The sequence below is a fragment of the Bradyrhizobium sp. CCBAU 51745 genome (genome assembly GCF_028128715.1).
Taxonomy (GTDB): Bacteria; Pseudomonadota; Alphaproteobacteria; order Rhizobiales; family Xanthobacteraceae; genus Bradyrhizobium; species Bradyrhizobium manausense.
Window position 1 is genome coordinate 53,533 of the sequence record NZ_LBJP01000006.1, and the last position, 16,285, is coordinate 69,817.

A 16,285-nucleotide genomic window follows, 5' to 3' on the forward strand; every position below is an offset into this window, starting at 1 on the left:
ACCGGAACCAAAGGGTGGGAGCTAAGTTGATCGTTCCGGCTCACATCTCGACGGCGTGATGCCGAGAAGGCCTCAGCTCGGCGCCAGCCCCGGAGCTGAGGCCTTTTTGCCGCCCGTGTACATTTTTGTACAAAGGCCCGGAACCCAGGTCCGGCTTCTGACTCATCCCACGGGGACTTTTGATGGGATAAAAAAGACGTGCCGCGTTACACCTCCTTCGCCCGAGAGGCGGCAGCAACGCTGCTGCGAATGGCCCAAACAACAAAGGACCCGCAGGTCGCGTCGGGATTGATCCAGCGAGCGGCAGACCTGAAGGACCGCACGGGCGAGTTGCCTGCGGTTGACATTGAGATGTCCGCCGACGAGCAAAAAAAGCCGCTCACGAAGAACTAAGGTCGCCGTACGCGCGGAAACTCATGGAAAGAAATGGCCCCAGCTCCGTGGGCAGGGGGATGAAGCTGGGGCCGATTAGGGTCGCCCTCTTGGGTAAGGGCATCGGGAAAACTCGACAATCCGCAAAGCGTTCCCGGTCGTCCGTGTTTTTCCGCCGCAGTCTGGCTGAGGTTTGCAACGTTTGGATTTGTAAGTGACCTGAAATGCTTGCCAGCTTCCGGTTGTGGAGCCTCCCTCGAATAAGGGCGGCGTAACGGGCTAGAAGCAATGCCGATCAATCCGCTCTTGGGGAACGCCAACTCGGCAGACGTTGAACGACTCCGTCAGGCGTTCGCTGCCACGCTGAAATCACTACATTTGGTCGATCGCAACGATCCGATCTGCGAGATAGTCGCGCGAAAGGTCATCGATATCGACGCCGCCGGCACTCATGACCCGGATGAGATCGCGAAGACGGTCGCGAGAGAACTCGGCCCCAATTGATTGAGGCCGCGTTTGCAAAGCGGCCTCATCCGTTCCTTCAGAAGGGCTGCCTGGTGCTAATCGCGGTCGTGGTGGTGATGGTGTTCGTGCCGAACGCCTCCACCTCCGGAATGCGCAATAGCGTTTGACGTGAGAGAAGTCGAAAGCAGCATAGTTATGGTTGGCGGCGTGACCGCCGCGAATTTCCCGCACGTCTTCAGAAATTCACGCCGATCGTCATCTTCAGCGGGCATAGCGGCCAATCCTCTGATTGTGGGGCATACAATATTAAACTACCACGAATTAAATAAATTCAAATAAGTTAATAGGTTCCAATATTTCCGGTGAAGCTACGGTTCCATTGTCGGCCTATAGGCGTGCTGGAGGGCGAGACATGGGCATCTACCTACATTTGCAAACCCCCAATGGGAGGCCGCCGAAAAAAATTGCATGTATCACAAAGGCTTACGAGCAAACGTTGCGTGCTCTATCTGTTAAAGATCGCGAGAAACACCTCCGCGATCGGCGGGTTAGCTACTTGGCTGCGGGGCTTCGCAACGTGCGAGGCGCGCCATGACCCCTCTCCCAGTGGGCGATGTGTTTCTAACGGTCGCAATCATGGCCGTGACGTTCGTAGGCGAGATCGGCCTTTTCATCCTGATCGGAATGCTCTGAATGGAGCGCTCACCCCTCTGAGGATAGCAGCATCTGCCCGCGCAGCCGCACATACGTGCCGCTCTCATGCAGCTCCAGCCATCCGCGCTCGTGCGCCAACGCGACTGCAGCGCTGAATTGTTCGCCCGTGTCGCCCTGTTTCAGGAAGGGCATATTGATCAGCTCGATGAAGACGCGTCCGTCCTTGCACGCGTTGAATGCCGCTGGCGATCTCGACCAGCTTTCGGGCGCCGATCTCAGGGTCGGCTAAGGGGCGAGCAGATGTGTATTTCATAGTGGCGAGGGATACATTGAGCCGTCGTCGCTGACCAATCAAGTGGGCGCCTTGGCCTTCGCTATGAATTTACTTCGGCTCTTGCGTGCCATCGAATTCGCGAGCGGCCAAGCTAAGCTCCAGTTCTCTGAGCTGTTCGAGCAAGTGTTCTACGATCTCTTGGTACTCAGATGGCGTGAGGGAATGCACGCCGCGTAAAGCCAATTGATTCTCAGGATCGTCGTCATCATGGCCTCAACGCTCATGACCTCTCGCTGAAAAAGCTAATAGTCATAAAAACAATCGGAAGTAGGCGCCAAACACTACGGGTGCGCAATCTCGTAGAATTACGGCCACGACGGACTTTTTGCAGAAACGCACTGGATTGCGCCGATTGTGATCGAGGCGCGATTTGCAGGCGCGACGAAAGCCGAATCGCGCTTCGTGGAGTAAATTTGGTTCTGAACCATAACTATAATGACTCCGACGCAAAAATAGAAAATAGGGTGGAAAAAAACAAAAACGTTAGGAGAAGTAGGAGGATACTATGAGTCGCCTTCGCGTGATGGCATCGCTGTGCCGTCAGACTGCCGCGCATCACCCCGATAGAAGTTGGAAACTGCTCGCCGAGGCTGAGTATTGGGACCATTTAGCCAACGATGCGCTTCGCGATCACTCGTGCGCATCTGCCTTCCCGCTTCCAGCAATCGGAGATGATGCGAACACCACGCAATCGGCGCCCCCCGGTATGGCGGCATGAGCGTTTTCGGTTACTTTTGTTCTGGCCGGAGGACTCTCAACTCGTCGCGCGAGTACGAGCAAGTCAGCAGTTGGAATCGCACTTACATTACGAAAAAGCTGAACTAGTCTTTTTGGCAGGGGTTGCGTTCATGGATAGCGTAGAGCGGTGCTTCGCCGCAGTGACGGCAATCGGTTTCTTTGTGACCGTCGTCGGGATGATATTGCTGCAAATGATGTGAAGCGTTGCGGCGCTCGTATCGCCGCATTAGCAAGTAAAGCCCGCCCCGTTGGTGGCCTCTTGCATTACACAATTCCAGCCATGGCGGCGCGGCTGACAATCGGTTGGCTGTACTGCGCATGAGAGCGAAAGCCGTCATCACTGTCCCGCGCCGTGCCAGCGCTCGCAATCGCGCGAAACGTGGAGCGCCCTATATTAGTTAACTATTCGGGAGGTTCGCGTGCGGACTGTCCTCCTAGTTCTTGGGCTATGGCTACTGATCAACGTTTTGTTTGTTGTGATCACGATGCCCCTCGCATGCCAGGCTTGCCGCCTCGACCAGCGCGGCCAACGTTGATCGAAGCATTGGATGCAATCGACACCGCTGAAAAGTCAGACGATTGCGCTGTCATTTAACCAAGTCGAACACCGGACTATCACTCGTCAATTTAATCTGCGAGACTTTCAATTCCGACACAAACAATGGCTTGCGAAAAGCAGGTCCGAAGGGGGTTCGCAGTGGAGAAGGTACGACGCTTGCGCGCGATGGGTTCGCTGTGCCGTCAACAGGACGCGTACAACAGCATGAACAAATGGAAACTCCTCGCAGACGCGGAATGCTGGGAGCACTTGGCTGAGCTTGAGCTGTCGTCCCACTTCCGGGAATGCAACGTCGGTAGCTCGACCAACTCGCTTGATCTGGCCGAGTGAGAAAACTCCTGCAAGGGATTAAAACCGGCCCAATGGGCTAACTCTTCAAACATCGGGGGCGTGCAATGAGTAACCGTAATCGGGCGTACAATCGCGTTGTCCTGTGCCTGCGCGCTCAGGCGCTTCTTTCTCAGCTTGCCGAACTTGAGATACTTCGAGGCCGAGTGCAGGAGGCCGAGGAAAATGCAATGCTCGGTCAGTCGGCAGACCCGGTGAAGTCAACCATTCACTGATTGATCGCGGGGGGGTCTCGCGGTCGAGCGCGTGGTGCTGGGAGGGGTGCGCTGCATCACCCGATTGCGCGCTTGTTAAAATACCGGAGTGGTAGAGTTCGCACCAAACAGGGTGCATCGTGAGTGCTGCAAGTACCGGCGACGCGCGAGCTATGAACATCTTGCGCGAACTGCACGAGGCCGAGACGGAGCTAGTCGGCAAGACCGTCGTTTTGACTGACGGCAAAGCTGGCACAATTGATCGCGTCTCCCTCGATGATGAGCACGGACTTCGCATCTCGGTCGCGGGACATGACGGTCGCTGGCCGATTTCGACGGTGAAGCACCTTGAAGACTGATCGGCCGTGCGCGCGATAGCTTTGCCGCGATCTATGGCGTCTCGGCAGAGAGGGCAGTGGAGGCGCGCAAGGTAAGCGTGAAATAAACGCATGCTTTGCCTTCCCAAGGGCCTGGCCTAGCCATCCGCCACGCCCAGTCGCAAGACGACGGCGATCCGTGAGCTGGAGCGATACATGCTCGTTCAGCGTTTTCGCCTTGGCGCTCGCGTCCACACAACGCGCTCGTTAAGGAACTGGTTACTGGTCGCTGTCATCATTCGCTGTATTACGTCGCCATATACCGCAGCGCATTCCGAGAACGTTTGATACTTCGACACGCCCAGTTGGCGGTCTCTTGAAGGAGAGGCCCAATGTTTAAGGGCTTCACAGTTGCAGTTGTCGCGCTGATTAGCGCAGCGCAGGTGGATCACTACCTAACCAACGGTCGGTACACCGACGCGGCCATCGCTATGCTGCGGCAAATCAGGCACGCATTTGGGTTTTAGATAATTGTTTTAGCGCGGAGCCGCGTGATGGACATCTCATGGGCTGATCTCGACAGCGATGAACGGCGCACCATTGCGGTGTTGGGAGCCGGACTTTCGATTGAACTCTGCGACCCTGTTGCCCTCCAGACGTTAAGGCGGCTCGGTCTCATCATAGGGTCCCATTTGACCGCTGCCGGACACAATCTGCGAAGGGATGCCGTAGTGAAGAGTGTCGCGGGCTAAGCGTTGCGGGGTGGGGACTAGGGGCGAGGGATGCCAAACGGGATCGAGCTTATTGTGAACGGATACGTTAGCCTGAACGATAGGAGGGCTCTCGACGATTTGCGCATGCAGCGCCGCAAGCTGGCCGTGGACCTAAAGGCGCGCTCTGGATTTGATTGCCGCGCAACCCTTCAGCAGATCGAAGAAGATATTATCGTGATCGAGGCCGGGCTGGCGCAATTGGATGGCGCGGCGACGACCTAAGCTGCCGACCTAGCTCATCCGCCTTGTAACCCGCAAGCTGCGAACGTAATAACCTTGTCTCTCAACGGCCGCCTTGATCTCGTCGCTGACTTTCAGAATTCTTTTTCTTTTCTTGCGCCAGTCATTGTGCGAGCAAACGACAGGTATCGCAGAGCCATTGCTCAAGACCAGCAACTCGCGCTTGTCATTGCGATAGACATCAAACACTTTGCGTCCCCGCTGTTCGCAATTAAGTAAGCGTGAAATATGTTTCGGTCGTCGCGATTGACGGCACGAGCTTAGTATTTGAATGGCGAAGCTGGTTGTAAATCTGCAACGGCCGCGAGCTTAGTTCACCACGTTCCGAGGAACGAGCTGACGCAGGTACGGACCAGAGTACCGAATTCCGTCACACGGGCGTGAGCATATGCGCGAATGAACCAAATCCCCCGCTGCGATCACTGCGAGGAAGAGTTCGCGCCAGAAGAGCTAACCGTTCTCGCGCCACCGGCTGGTGACGGCGAGCTGATCTGCGCTCAGTGTATTGAAATCAAACTCCGTCGTGCTATCGCGAAGCTGCCGCGCGATGATAACTGACGCCCAACTCATCATCGTCATCTCAGTCCGGCTTCCGTGTTACGGATCACGGGCGCCGGATGGTTCTGGGAAGACGCCGGGCATCGCCGGCAAGTTGCGGAGCTGTAAGCTGTAGAATGGGAAACTACCATTGACTTGAACGTCAAGGGGGCCTTGTGGGCTATTGCAGCCGTTTTACCTGTATTCCTAAACAACAGCGAGGGCATATCATCAATCTCAGTTCCGTCCACGGCCTCAAAGTGTTTTCGCCGGGCGGGGCCGTACATTCTGCCTCCAAGTTCGCTCTCCGAGCGCTATCCGAGGGGCTAAGGGCAGAACTCGCGAGTACGCCCATAAGATCGACCGTGATCACCCCAGGCGCTGTTGATACCGGCATTCAGTACAAAACAACCGGCTCCGATAGCGCCCGCATGCTTCAGATCTACAAAAATGCGATCCCGGCTGTCGCCGTAGCGCGCGCGATAGCGTTTGCGATTGAGCAACCTGCTAATGTCGATGTGAATGAAATCGTGGTTCGTCCTGCAGCTCAAGCGATCTAAATTTGTGTCGCAAGTGCGCGGCTTATCGCCTCTTTTCAAAAAACGATGACTCGTTGGCGAAGACGGAAACAATGTGATCCGTAACAGTCTTGATGTGTAGGCGTTCTCGGCTTGAGCGTCTCATGACCAACCAAAGCTCGCGGGCCGGCGGTTCAGGCTCCAGATCGCAAATGACGAGTTCGTCGTCCAGTTGGCCAATGAAGTGCGGAAGAAGGGCAATGCCTACTCCCGCCTTGGCTGCGGCGGCCTGCGTGGACTGACCATTTGTCCGAAATGATAATCGCTTGCGACCAAAATGCTTGGATAGCCAACGCGCTTCGGGCAAATGGGCATTCGACTCGTCAAAACCGACAAATGCCGGATCGGCGCCGGCCTGAATCCGACGCCGGTACTCCGCAGTAGCGTAGAAGCCAAATGCAACCGGCCGCAGTCGCTTCGCGAGGACGTCACCATCTTGTGGGCGTTCAAAACGCAAAGCAAGGTCCGCTCTGTCGCTCCAAACTAACCGTCCGAAAGTCGGTAGCTAGATCGATATCGATCCCTGGATAGCTTCTACATAGGTCGGCGAGACGAGAAGCGAGAAAATGCTGTGAGAGGCTCGGTGGTGCATTGACTCGAACGAGCCCAGCAGGCTGGTGCTCTTTTCTCTGGCGGCTCAAGTTCGCCGCCGCCGTCTCCATATCATTGGCTGGCCCAAGCAAACGTGCGCCTGCTGGGGTGAGTACGTAGCCATCGAGACGCCGCTCGACAAGCCGTTCGCCCAAAGAACGTTCAAATGACTGCACGCGCCGAGCGACCGTCGCATGATTGATCGAAAGGGCGCGCGCGGCAGCTGACAAGCTACCGTGGCGAGCGAGCGCGAGAAAGACACGCACGTCCTCCCAATCGAGCGTTGTGCGATTTTTAACAGCCATTGAGAGAGGATAGTAAATTTTACTCAGATGACCAGCGGATTATCTCTGACTGGGTCAACATTGAGAGAGCATCATGTCCGATTCAATCACCCTTACCTTGATCGGCGGCCCAACGGTACTTATCGAGTACGGCGGCTATCGTCTATTGACTGATCCCACCTTCGATCCCCCTGGGCAATATCAAGGCCCGCACAGCCCCGTGAGGCACGTCAAGACTAAAGGACCGAGCATCCTAATTGACGACGTTGGCCCACTAGATGCAGTCCTTTTGAGCCACGATCATCATTTTGACAACCTCGATAACTTGGGTCGGTCATTGTTACCGAAGGCCGGCACGGTTTATACAACTGGTTCTGGCGCTCAACGTCTTGGCGGAAACGCCATCGGCCTCGAGCCCTTCGAGACTCAGCTTCTCGAAAAAGGAGCGTCTCAAAAATTGCTGGTAACCGCCACGCCAGCACGCCATGGCCCCGTAGGTATCGACGTCGGTGACGTCGTGGGCTTCGCCCTCGGTGTCGAGAAGCCGGGCGACTTAGTTTACATAACGGGCGACACTCTTTGGTTCGATGGTACGGCTGAGGTAGCGCGTAGGTTTTCGCCTAAGATCGTCATTCTGCATACCGGTGCAGCCGAACCTCGCGGACGGTTTCACATGACGATGGGGAGCGAGGATGCGCTGGAGGCCGCACACGCTTTTCCTGATGCAACATTGGTCTCTGTACACAACGAGGGCTGGGGGCATTTGCGAGAAAGTCAGGATCAACTCGCAGACGTGTTCGCGTCGTTTAACCTGTCGAAACGCTTAACCCGGTTTGAGAAAGGCAAAGCATTGACCGTCACTTGGTAGTGATAGTTCGAGACCACCCCGCAAGGTTTCAATGTCTCGATGTCTGCTACTGTGCAGGTTTTTGGACGCCGGCAGCAAGGTGGCTCGGTACGCTCGACTGGCCGGCGTCCAAAAAAAGCGCCAAGGCACGAAGTTGCGGGAATTTGGCATCGGTTGGGGATGCGTATGCCACTTGCCAACGTATGTGAGGGGCGCCCGCTCTCTGTCATCGCCGGTTGGCGATCGTTGCAGCTCGTTGTCGGAGTCTATCGTTCGCCGAGGCACAACTCTGCGGACAAAGTTGATGACTGAAGTTGAATTGACGCCCTTCGAGCGATTAAGGCCTTTGTCGATGCCAGCGCGTCAAGCACTTGGAGGCTTCCGTGTGAACCCAAACTTGCCGGTGCCCCGGAATTTGACCGCAGATTGCGCGGGCGATATTCTGTGCCGAGCTGGACCCTTGCAATTTGTATGGGGTGCTCATGGAATGGTCGACCAGGCCGCGACGCGCGGATCAACCCTTTGGAAGCTGGGCAGACGACCTTGCCGCGGCATTTGTTCGTCTTGAGCCGCGCAGGATTGCGGACGAGCCGTTTGAAGGCGCCATTTCCAGAGCTGACGCTGCGCCAATCCAGGTCTCCCTGGTGACGGCGACGCGGCATACGGTAGTTCGTCTTGCCTCACATATTTCCGGGAGCACCGACGATCTTTGTTTCGTCAATCTCCAGCTCGAAGGGCTCGGGCGCACCAGGCAACGCGACCACGAGCAGACCTGCGCGCCCGGTGACCTCGCGGTTGCGGATACGACTGAGCCGTTCGAGATCGCCAACCGCCACAACTTCAAGCTCTTCTGCTTTGCTGTACCGCGACGGCTGCTGCCGAGCGGGCTGCTCGATCGTCCACGGCTCAACCTGTCTCGCACCGAGACGGGCCGGGCTTTGTCAAAGACGCTCGCCGGCTATGCCGAAATCTGCCTGGCGGACCATCGGCGTTCAGTGAACTCGGCCCAGGTGGGTGCGCATGTGGTCGATCTGATCGCAAACGCGCCCGACGTGCTGAGCGATCTGTCCGCCGAGCGCGTGCACATCCCCGTCCTGCTGTCGATGATGATCGACCATATCGAGCGTCACAGTGAGGATTCCGAACTCGGCGCGGCCGCGCTTGCCGCGAAATTCCGCTGCTCCGAGCGTTACGTGCACCGTCTCTTCGCCATGACGGATCGCTCGGTCAGCGAGCACGTCAGCGACCGGCGGATTGCTGCCTGCACGCGCCTGCTGGTTGATCCCAATTCCGCTCACAAGACCATTGCGGAAATTGCTTTTGCCGCAGGCTTTCGCGACATCTCGCATTTCAACCGTCTGTTCAAGCGCAGCCACGGTTTGGCTCCGCGCGAATTCCGGCGTGCCAGCAGCGCAGGCTGACTGATCCGGTTCACTCCACGCCAAGAAATCGGGCGCTGCCGTCCAAGATTTCCTTCCGAGCCAGAGATAGCCATGCCCGACGGCTGGCATCTGGGATCGGAGGACATCGCCATGGCGATCGATTTCACGCTTTCGACACAACAGCGGGATCTTCAGCGCGCGTCGCGCAAGTTCGCCAGGGAGGTGCTCGGAGAGGCCCGGCGCGCCGAGCTGCTGGCGACACCGGAAGAACGCTTTCGCGCGACCCGGCCCACCTATGAAGCGATGGTCGCGGCCGGCTATTTGCGCAAATGCATTCCGTCGCCGGCGGGTGGCGAAAATTCAGGCCTGATCGACATGGCGATCCTGGCCGAGGAATTCTACAGCGTGAACGCCAGCGTGACATTGACGATGCTCGGCACCGTGCTCGGCTTGCTCCCGATTCTGCTCGGCGGCACGCCGGACCAGTGCCGGCGCCTGCTCGTGCCGTTCCTGAGGACGAGTGGCGCGCCGCTCGCTGGATTCTGCTCCAGCGAGCCGGGCGGTAGCGCCAATTCCAGCTCGCCTCCGCCGGGCGAAGGGGTTCGCACCACCGCGAGACGGGAGGGAGACAATTGGGTCATCAATGGCCGCAAGAAATGGGTATCCTCGGCCACGGGCTGGAATCGCGACGGCGCCGACGTCCTATGCGTCGTGTGCCGAACCGACTCCGCAGCGCCCCCTAGCGAAGCCATCTCGATCATTGCTGTCGAGGGACCGGTCAAGGGCCTTGTGTTCGAGCGCGCCATCGACACGATCGGTCATCGCGGGCATCTCGTGCCGCAGTTCGGCTTGCAGAATGTCACGGCCCCGCACCGCAATCTGTTGGGCCAGGAGGGGAAGGGGCTCGCCCTGACAGCGGCTGCCTTCACGGGGACGGCGGCGCTCGTCGGCATCTTCGGCGTGGCGTTGATGCGCGCGGCCTTCGAGTTCGCGCTGCATTTTGCCCAGACCGAAAGGCGCGGCGGGGTTGACCCGATCATCGACCACCAGGCGGTCGGATACGCGCTGGCCGATGCCAAGACCACAATCGAGGCCGCGCGCTATCTCAGCTGGCGCGCCTGTCACGCGGTCGATACCCAGTCGCCCGGAGCCGACGAGCTTGCCATCGAGGCCAAGATTTTTGGCTCGGAAGCCGCGGTGCGCGTGATCACCGATCTCATGCGGGTGGTGGGCGTCGACAGCTACGATCACGAAGCGCCGTTCGCTCGTCTGCTCCAGGACGCCCTGGCACTGCCGATCTTCGACGGCGGCAATATGGGCGTGAGGCGACGGCAACTGCACATGATGCTTCGGCAAGGCAGCTACGATCCGCTTGCGGCAAGCGGCGCGGCTTGAGGGAGATGGTCATGGGCACCGAACGGAAAGTCGCCATCGTCACCGGAGCATCCCAGGGGATCGGCGCGGGAATTGTCGAGGCCTTTCGGCAGCGAAACTTCGCGGTCGTCGCGACCTCGCGATCCATCAAGCCGGGCGCTGATGCCGACATGCTGGCCGTGCCGGGTGACGTCGGCGATCCCCAGACGGCGCAGGGGGTGTTCAGTGCGGCGCTCGAGCGTTTCGGTCGGCTCGACACACTGGTCAACAACGCTGGCATGTTCATGGCAAAGCCGTTCACCGCTTACAGCCGGGCCGATTATGAAGCGTACGTTTCGACGAACGTTGAAGGGTTCTTTCATATGACCCAACGTGCACTCGAGATCATGGGCGAGCAGAGGCGCGGCCATGTCGTCACGATCACGACGAGTCTCGTCGATCAGCCGATGAACAGCGTCCCGGCCGCCCTGGCGTCGCTTACCAAAGGCGCCTTGAATGCGGCCACCAAGGCGCTCGCGATCGAGTATGCGAGCACTGGTGTCCGCGTCAACGCCGTCTCCCCCGGGATCATCAAAACACCGATGCATCCACCGGAGGCGCATCAAGCGTTGGCTGCACTCCACCCCATGGGCCGGATGGGAGACATATCCGATATTGTCGATGCGGTGCTTTACCTCGATGGCGCGGGGTTTGTGACAGGCGAGATACTCCATGTTAACGGCGGGCAGACCGCTGGCCACCACCGCATCTAGGTGCGTGGCGCATCGTCAAGAATACTTCCGAGACTTTGTAGTTTGGCTGCTGGGCGGTGTATGCTCTCCGCTGACGAAGACGCCGCCGCTGTCCCTGTCGGAAACCCAATCTTGCTGGCGCGTGAGATCAAATCGCGCAATGCTTCTGCCTTATGCGAGAAGCTTGTAACATGGTCTGGTCGGTACTGGTCTCATTGTTCCGGTCGCGGGTCTCGTTGGAAGCGGAGATCCTGATCCTTCGTCAACAACTTAACATCCAGCGACGGCACCAGCCGAGGAGACTGGCCTTCACGGCCATGGATCGCCTGATCTTTGTTGGGCTGTATCGTTGGGCGCCAAATACCATCAAGGCGCTGACGATTGTGCAGCCGGATACCGTGATCCGTTGGCACCGTGCCGGTTTCAGAATGTATTGGCGCTGGAAAGCGCGGCCCCGCTGTGGCCGACCAGCTGTACTGTTGGAATTCGTCGGCTGATCCGCGAGATGAGCATCGCCCCCGTTGTGGGCTTCGCAGTGATCCGAATCGGCGGATGAGCGGATAGCGGAGACTAGTGCCGCGCTGTCTACTGCACCATAAAGCGCGAGTGATACGGCAAGTTGGCCGCGCCCACCGCCTTTGGCGCGATAGAGTTGGCGCCATAGAGGAACTCTACCTCAGGTACTTCGCCATGAAGCTCGGAGCATAGAGTCTGTCCGAGTTTCGACGGTGCGTAGCTCGATATCACCACGGACTTGAAACTGACAAAGCTCAGGAGCGAGCGGACCGATTCGACGAGTTGCCGACAACACAGCCGACGCCATTCGGCGTAGTACTCCGCGGCCCCCTTCGGCAGGGTTTCCGATGCGATGTCATCCAGCACGAGCCCAAGCCGCTTCAACTCCTCACGCAAGCGTAGCAGTCCGACGTCGTGACTCATGCCGAACCTGCCGCTATGGATCTGATAGTTCAGAACGAGGCGGCTGTGCAGGTGAGAGCCCAGATAGAAGAAGAGAAAATCCGGTAGCGAGCGTGCTACACCGAACAGGCTTTCCCCGCCTGCAGCCGCCGTTATGTCATCCTGGATGAAGACGGACAGGTTGAGAGTGCTTTCAATGCTGGCCTGCAGCTCTGCCAGATCGCACCCCAAAAGGTCTCTTACATGCTGAGGTGAGCCTTTCTCGTTCGGAACCCCCAATCCGATCCCGGCGACGCGAGTTCGGCTCGAGGACCGAAGCGCCAGGAGGGCCTCCTCGATCTTCGCGGCAAGTGCGTCAGGTCCACGCAAGGCAGAATATGGATGCGCGGCATGGTATTGCACCTGACCGGTAAAATCGATGACGGCAATATCGCCCGCGCTCTCGCCGAAACTCACGCCGATCGAGAAAGCTCCTTTGGAATTGAGCGAGAGGGGAATCATCGGCGGCCCAACCCGACCGCGCTGCGCCTCGCCCTTCGAGACAAGACCTTCCTGCTCGAGCGACCGCACGATGACAGATACGGTCTGTGCGGAGAGACCGGTCTTCTCGCCGATTTCCAGGCGCGAAATTCCGGAGCTCTGCAAGAGCAATGAGAGCACAAGGCGTTCATTGTAGCTTCTCACGCTGGGCGCATTTAGGCCGCTCGCCCGGGACATGCTCGACCTCGCCCGGCACATCGTCGACCAGAAGTCCGGCTCTTTCGAACCCGATAAGTTCGAGGACCAGTATGAGACGGCGCTGATCGACCTGATCAATCAAAAGCGGGCCGGCAAGCCGATCGCGCCGAAGGGGCGCCCAGCATCGACCAACGTCGTCGATCTGTTGGAGGCGCTGCGTCGATCCGTCGGCAAGGAGGCCGCGCGGGAGAAGGGCGCAAAACCGGCCAAGAAGCCGCGAAAGGCGGCGGCCGGCCAGAAGGAAATGCTGATGTCGATCGAGGGGAAGAAGGCGGCGAAGGAAGCGACGGCGAAGAAGCTGGCAGCCGGAGCTCGACGGAAGTCGGCGTGAAGTACCCGGTGACGCCCGACGGACGCTACTTCGTCGTCCGCGGACGGCTTTGGCGGATGAGCAATCCGGAGCTCGACGAGACCAAACGATCCAAGCTGACTAAGCGGCTGATGGCGGCCAGGAGAGCCGTCCGCGCCGCCAAGATCGAGAATGACCGGAGCGCCGAAGCTGCTGCTCATCGCGCGGTTGACGGGGCGAAGCTGGAACTCGGCGAACGCGGGCCGGTCTGGTGGAAGGACGGCTCGCCGGATCTTAATCGCCGCATGGCGAAGAATACGCCGTACGCGAAATGGTTCGGACAGATCGGGCGGTCGCGCCCAGGAGGGACCTGATGCCCAAAGCAGCCATCTTCGACATCGACGGGACCCTTCTAGATTCAGTCGATCTCCATGCTCTCGCCTGGCACGAAGCGATGGTCAAATTCGGCCATGACGTGAGCTTCGAGCAGGCCCGGGCAGATCGGCAAAGGCGGCGACAAGCTGATTCCACACTTCTTGACCTCCGACGCGCAGCGCGACCACGGCAAGGAGTTGGAGGAGTGGCGCGGCAAACGTTTCAAGAGCGAATACCTGCCTCTGGTGCGCGCCTTCTGCGCGGTTCCGGACTTGCTGCGACGCGTGCGCAATGCCGGGCTCCGGATCGCAGTCGCATCGTCTGCAAAGAAAGATGAACTCGAGAGATACCTCGACATCGCGGGCATCGCCGATGTGGTCGACGTGACGACGTCGTCGGACGATGTCGAGGAGTCCAAGCCGGCGCCCGATATTTTCGAAGCGGTGCTGAAGAAGCTCGATATGGGAGGCGGCGACGCCGTCGCAATCGGCGACACGCCCTACGACGCCGAAGCTGCGGGCAAGGCGGGCATCGCGACCATCGGTGTGCTGTCCGGAGGCTACACGGAGAGTTCGCGACGGCAGGCGGGATGCATCCAAGTGTACCGGGGCCCCGCTGCGATGTTCGCTTGCTTCGGGGATTCGCTCCTCGCAAAATGACCCCCCGTGGCGCGAAAACTGAAAACCTACCAGACGTCCCTCGGCTTCTTCGATCAGGCGATCGCCGCGCCGTCGATGAAGGCGGCTTTTGAAGCCCAGGGCGCAGACAGCAATCTCTTTCGTCAAGGTGCCGCCAAGGTGAGCGACGATTCGGACGTCATTGCCGCGACCATGGCGAGGCCAGGCCTTGTCCTGAAGCGTCCGGGTTCGTCCGACGGACCTTTCGGCGAGCGTGCCAAGCTTCCAACCGGCGTTGGCGACGACAAGTAAGGGAGGCCGCGCCGAAGCTTCGAAAGCCTAAACGGGTTCGCCGTTCCCGCCGACAAGAGGAAGGAACGGCAGGCGGCGCTCGCCTACGAACCCGAGCAGAAACGCCGCCATCGCGAGCATGTCAAGGAAGAGGCGGCCAGGCAGAAAGAACGGAAGCGGCGACAGCAAGCGGTCGACAAGGCTTAGGCGGCATTGGACGAGGCCGAGCGGAAGCACGCCGAACGTATCGAATTTTTGCAGCATCAGATCGACACTCTGGAGAGAGAACTGCAAGCGGAAAACACCGGCTGACAGGCCGAAAGCGATCGGTTGGAGTCCGCCCTGCGCAAAGCCAAGCATTAAACGTTGAATCCTCGGCCCAGCCTGCCGGGGATCGACTGTGTCGGTCGCCGAACCGTCGGATGTGCGGTTCCCGCTATTCTGCGGCCGCCCTCGATGCGGAACCACTCGCAGCTTCGCGGATGGCCGACATGACCCGGTCGGTTGCCGTCTGCTGAATCATGTGGCCGTTTTCGCGAATCCGGTGAAGGCTGCTGTGAGGTACAGCCGAATGCAGCCTGGCTGACTGAGCTTCGACGTCGATCAGTTGATCCTGATCGCCGGCGACGATCACGACCGGCATCTTCAGATCGGCGTACTGCCCGCGCATCGTGAACGCGTCCGGCACCATCATCGCCGCTTCTTCCGCCGATGCCCTGAGCTGCGACGGGCGAAGTGCCATCTCCTTCGGAAACGCACTAAAGTTTTCCGGCACAGGCTGGGGTCCGAAGGCCTTCCGCAGCGCCATCGGCCAGATCGCACGAACGACCAGAGGCAAGACGGTGTGACTGATAATGTCACCTACCAAAGGCAGGGCAGGCGCAAGCGATGCGACCGCATCGGATCTCAAGCTCGGATAGTAGTATCCGGACGCGAGAACCAGTGCTCGGACCAACGCCGGATGCTTGATTCCCATGGCGGTCCCGACCGAGGCGCCCCAAGAGTGGCCGAGGACGATGGCCTTCGAGATTCCGAGCTTTGCGAGTGCACGCGCGATCAGGTCGGCCTGCGCGTTGGGTGTCCATAGTCTGCCGCGCGGCCGGTCGCTGTGACCGAAGCCGGGGCGATCGAACGCGATGACGCGGAACTCCTTCGCCGCCAGATCGACGAGACCGCTCGACTCGAAGTCTTGAACCATGCTGCCGTTGCCGTGGAGCAGTACGACCGCATCGCCCGTGCCTCGTTCGATGTAGTGGAGTCGAACGTCCCCCACTTGGACGAACCGACCGGTCGGTGGGTTGTCCCGCTCGGCCTTTTTCGACAGGTGGCGGTTGAGAAGTGCCGCGACGGCAAAAGCTGCCAGGGCGATCGTCGATGCGGTCGCCAAGGATGGACCGCCTCTGGATGCGTATGGCCGGGAGCGGCGAGCGCGTCTAATGGAACGACTGGTGTTCATGATTGCATCCGGTCCGGCTGCACGATCCGGATAGCTTGAGGAATCTTCGGAAGGCGGAAGGAGGCTCCGCTTTGTTTCCGCCGGGGACTAAACTCGGTCCGTTGAATGCCCGGACCGAGCCGGAACCGAGCGCTCAACCTTGCGTGTTTCCTGATGCGATGGGGACGACTTGGCGTGTTCGTCTGAGGCGCCGTTTGAGCGCGTTCCTTGTCCGCGGGCTGTTCCTCGCCGCGCTGCGTTCTGGTGATGCCTTGATCGGAATGCTTCATGGTCCGTCCTTTCG

The 16,285-nt window shown here is 59.2% G+C and carries 19 protein-coding genes and 2 pseudogenes; 14 read left to right on the plus strand and 7 right to left on the minus strand.

Annotated features, from left to right (window positions below):
- Window positions 1–198 precede the first annotated feature (198 nt).
- Both XH98_RS07055 and XH98_RS07060 read left to right on the plus strand, forming a co-directional pair.
- Window positions 199–393, plus strand: a complete 195-nt coding sequence (locus tag XH98_RS07055; protein WP_271618205.1) for a hypothetical protein — start codon at window positions 199–201, stop codon at window positions 391–393.
- Between the two features lie 267 nt (window positions 394–660).
- Window positions 661–876, plus strand: a complete 216-nt coding sequence (locus tag XH98_RS07060; protein WP_271597415.1) for a hypothetical protein — start codon at window positions 661–663, stop codon at window positions 874–876.
- A 663-nt stretch (window positions 877–1,539) separates the two neighbouring features.
- Here the strand turns inward: XH98_RS07060 and XH98_RS40850 are convergent.
- Window positions 1,540–1,683 carry a hypothetical protein gene (locus tag XH98_RS40850; RefSeq protein WP_333931617.1) on the minus strand — a complete coding sequence of 48 codons (144 nt, stop codon included), beginning with the start codon at window positions 1,681–1,683 and terminating at the stop codon, window positions 1,540–1,542.
- Window positions 1,684–3,837: 2,154 nt separating this feature from the next.
- Between XH98_RS40850 and XH98_RS07075 the strand changes: the two genes are divergently transcribed.
- Window positions 3,838–4,023, plus strand: coding sequence for a PRC-barrel domain containing protein (locus tag XH98_RS07075; RefSeq protein ID WP_271618207.1), 186 nt, complete (start codon window positions 3,838–3,840; stop codon window positions 4,021–4,023).
- 740 nt (window positions 4,024–4,763) lie between these two features.
- Window positions 4,764–4,976, plus strand: coding sequence for a hypothetical protein (locus tag XH98_RS07080; RefSeq protein ID WP_271618208.1), 213 nt, complete (start codon window positions 4,764–4,766; stop codon window positions 4,974–4,976).
- Window positions 4,977–4,985: 9 nt separating this feature from the next.
- Here the strand turns inward: XH98_RS07080 and XH98_RS07085 are convergent, their stop codons facing one another.
- On the minus strand, window positions 4,986–5,183 hold the full coding sequence (locus XH98_RS07085) for a hypothetical protein (RefSeq protein ID WP_271618209.1): 198 nt from the start codon (window positions 5,181–5,183) through the stop codon (window positions 4,986–4,988).
- A gap of 608 nt (window positions 5,184–5,791) precedes the next feature.
- Here XH98_RS07085 and XH98_RS07090 point away from each other — a divergent pair.
- Window positions 5,792–6,091: an SDR family oxidoreductase gene (locus tag XH98_RS07090; RefSeq protein WP_271618240.1), complete on the plus strand. Its 300-nt coding sequence runs from the start codon at window positions 5,792–5,794 to the stop codon at window positions 6,089–6,091.
- 22 nt (window positions 6,092–6,113) lie between these two features.
- Here the strand turns inward: XH98_RS07090 and XH98_RS07095 are convergent, their stop codons facing one another.
- Together XH98_RS07095 and XH98_RS07100 are read right to left on the minus strand one after the other, a co-directional pair.
- On the minus strand, window positions 6,114–6,566 hold the full coding sequence (locus XH98_RS07095) for a LysR substrate-binding domain-containing protein (protein ID WP_271618210.1): 453 nt from the start codon (window positions 6,564–6,566) through the stop codon (window positions 6,114–6,116).
- A complete protein-coding gene (locus tag XH98_RS07100) occupies window positions 6,556–7,005 on the minus strand; it encodes a LysR family transcriptional regulator (RefSeq protein WP_271618211.1) in 450 nt (149 codons plus the stop codon). Before XH98_RS07100 ends, XH98_RS07095 begins: the two co-directional genes overlap by 11 nt.
- 73 nt (window positions 7,006–7,078) lie before the next feature.
- Between XH98_RS07100 and XH98_RS07105 the strand changes: the two genes are divergently transcribed.
- The 5 genes from XH98_RS07105 (at window position 7,079) to XH98_RS07125 (ending at window position 11,815) form a co-directional block, all read left to right on the plus strand.
- Window positions 7,079–7,852 carry an MBL fold metallo-hydrolase gene (locus tag XH98_RS07105; protein ID WP_271618212.1) on the plus strand — a complete coding sequence of 258 codons (774 nt, stop codon included), beginning with the start codon at window positions 7,079–7,081 and terminating at the stop codon, window positions 7,850–7,852.
- Between the two features lie 461 nt (window positions 7,853–8,313).
- Window positions 8,314–9,252, plus strand: coding sequence for a helix-turn-helix domain-containing protein (locus XH98_RS07110; RefSeq protein ID WP_271618213.1), 939 nt, complete (start codon window positions 8,314–8,316; stop codon window positions 9,250–9,252).
- Between the two features lie 72 nt (window positions 9,253–9,324).
- The gene (locus XH98_RS07115) at window positions 9,325–10,608 is read left to right on the plus strand and encodes an acyl-CoA dehydrogenase family protein (protein WP_271618214.1); all 1,284 of its coding nucleotides are present in this window, start codon (window positions 9,325–9,327) and stop codon (window positions 10,606–10,608) included.
- 11 nt (window positions 10,609–10,619) lie between these two features.
- On the plus strand, window positions 10,620–11,339 hold the full coding sequence (locus XH98_RS07120; protein ID WP_271618215.1) for an SDR family NAD(P)-dependent oxidoreductase: 720 nt from the start codon (window positions 10,620–10,622) through the stop codon (window positions 11,337–11,339).
- A gap of 170 nt (window positions 11,340–11,509) precedes the next feature.
- Window positions 11,510–11,815, plus strand: coding sequence for a hypothetical protein (locus XH98_RS07125; RefSeq protein ID WP_271618216.1), 306 nt, complete (start codon window positions 11,510–11,512; stop codon window positions 11,813–11,815).
- Window positions 11,816–11,903: 88 nt separating this feature from the next.
- On the opposite strand, the gene XH98_RS07130 is transcribed toward XH98_RS07125, so the two are convergent.
- A complete protein-coding gene (locus XH98_RS07130; protein ID WP_271618217.1) occupies window positions 11,904–12,953 on the minus strand; it encodes an ROK family transcriptional regulator in 1,050 nt (349 codons plus the stop codon).
- On the opposite strand from XH98_RS07130, the pseudogene XH98_RS07135 reads away from it, so the two are divergent.
- From XH98_RS07135 to XH98_RS40855, 4 genes and pseudogenes are all read left to right on the plus strand, one after another.
- A pseudogene (locus tag XH98_RS07135) lies at window positions 12,940–13,305 on the plus strand (Ku protein); the annotation flags it as partial. The gene XH98_RS07130 and the pseudogene XH98_RS07135 sit on opposite strands and share 14 nt — an antisense overlap.
- Window positions 13,302–13,637 (plus strand): hypothetical protein, encoded by a 336-nt coding sequence (locus XH98_RS07140; RefSeq protein WP_271618218.1) that lies wholly within the window; start codon window positions 13,302–13,304, stop codon window positions 13,635–13,637. The pseudogene XH98_RS07135 and the gene XH98_RS07140, both read left to right, overlap by 4 nt.
- Window positions 13,637–14,297, plus strand: a pseudogene (locus XH98_RS07145) (HAD family hydrolase). Before XH98_RS07140 ends, XH98_RS07145 begins: the two are co-directional and overlap by 1 nt.
- Window positions 14,298–14,303: 6 nt before the next feature.
- Window positions 14,304–14,567 carry a hypothetical protein gene (locus tag XH98_RS40855; protein WP_333931618.1) on the plus strand — a complete coding sequence of 88 codons (264 nt, stop codon included), beginning with the start codon at window positions 14,304–14,306 and terminating at the stop codon, window positions 14,565–14,567.
- A gap of 27 nt (window positions 14,568–14,594) precedes the next feature.
- On the opposite strand, the gene XH98_RS40860 is transcribed toward XH98_RS40855, so the two are convergent.
- Complete coding sequence (locus XH98_RS40860) at window positions 14,595–14,906, minus strand: hypothetical protein (protein WP_333931619.1); 312 nt, start codon at window positions 14,904–14,906, stop codon at window positions 14,595–14,597.
- Between the two features lie 76 nt (window positions 14,907–14,982).
- Window positions 14,983–15,933 carry an alpha/beta fold hydrolase gene (locus XH98_RS07155; protein ID WP_271618219.1) on the minus strand — a complete coding sequence of 317 codons (951 nt, stop codon included), beginning with the start codon at window positions 15,931–15,933 and terminating at the stop codon, window positions 14,983–14,985.
- Window positions 15,934–16,285 lie beyond the last annotated feature (352 nt).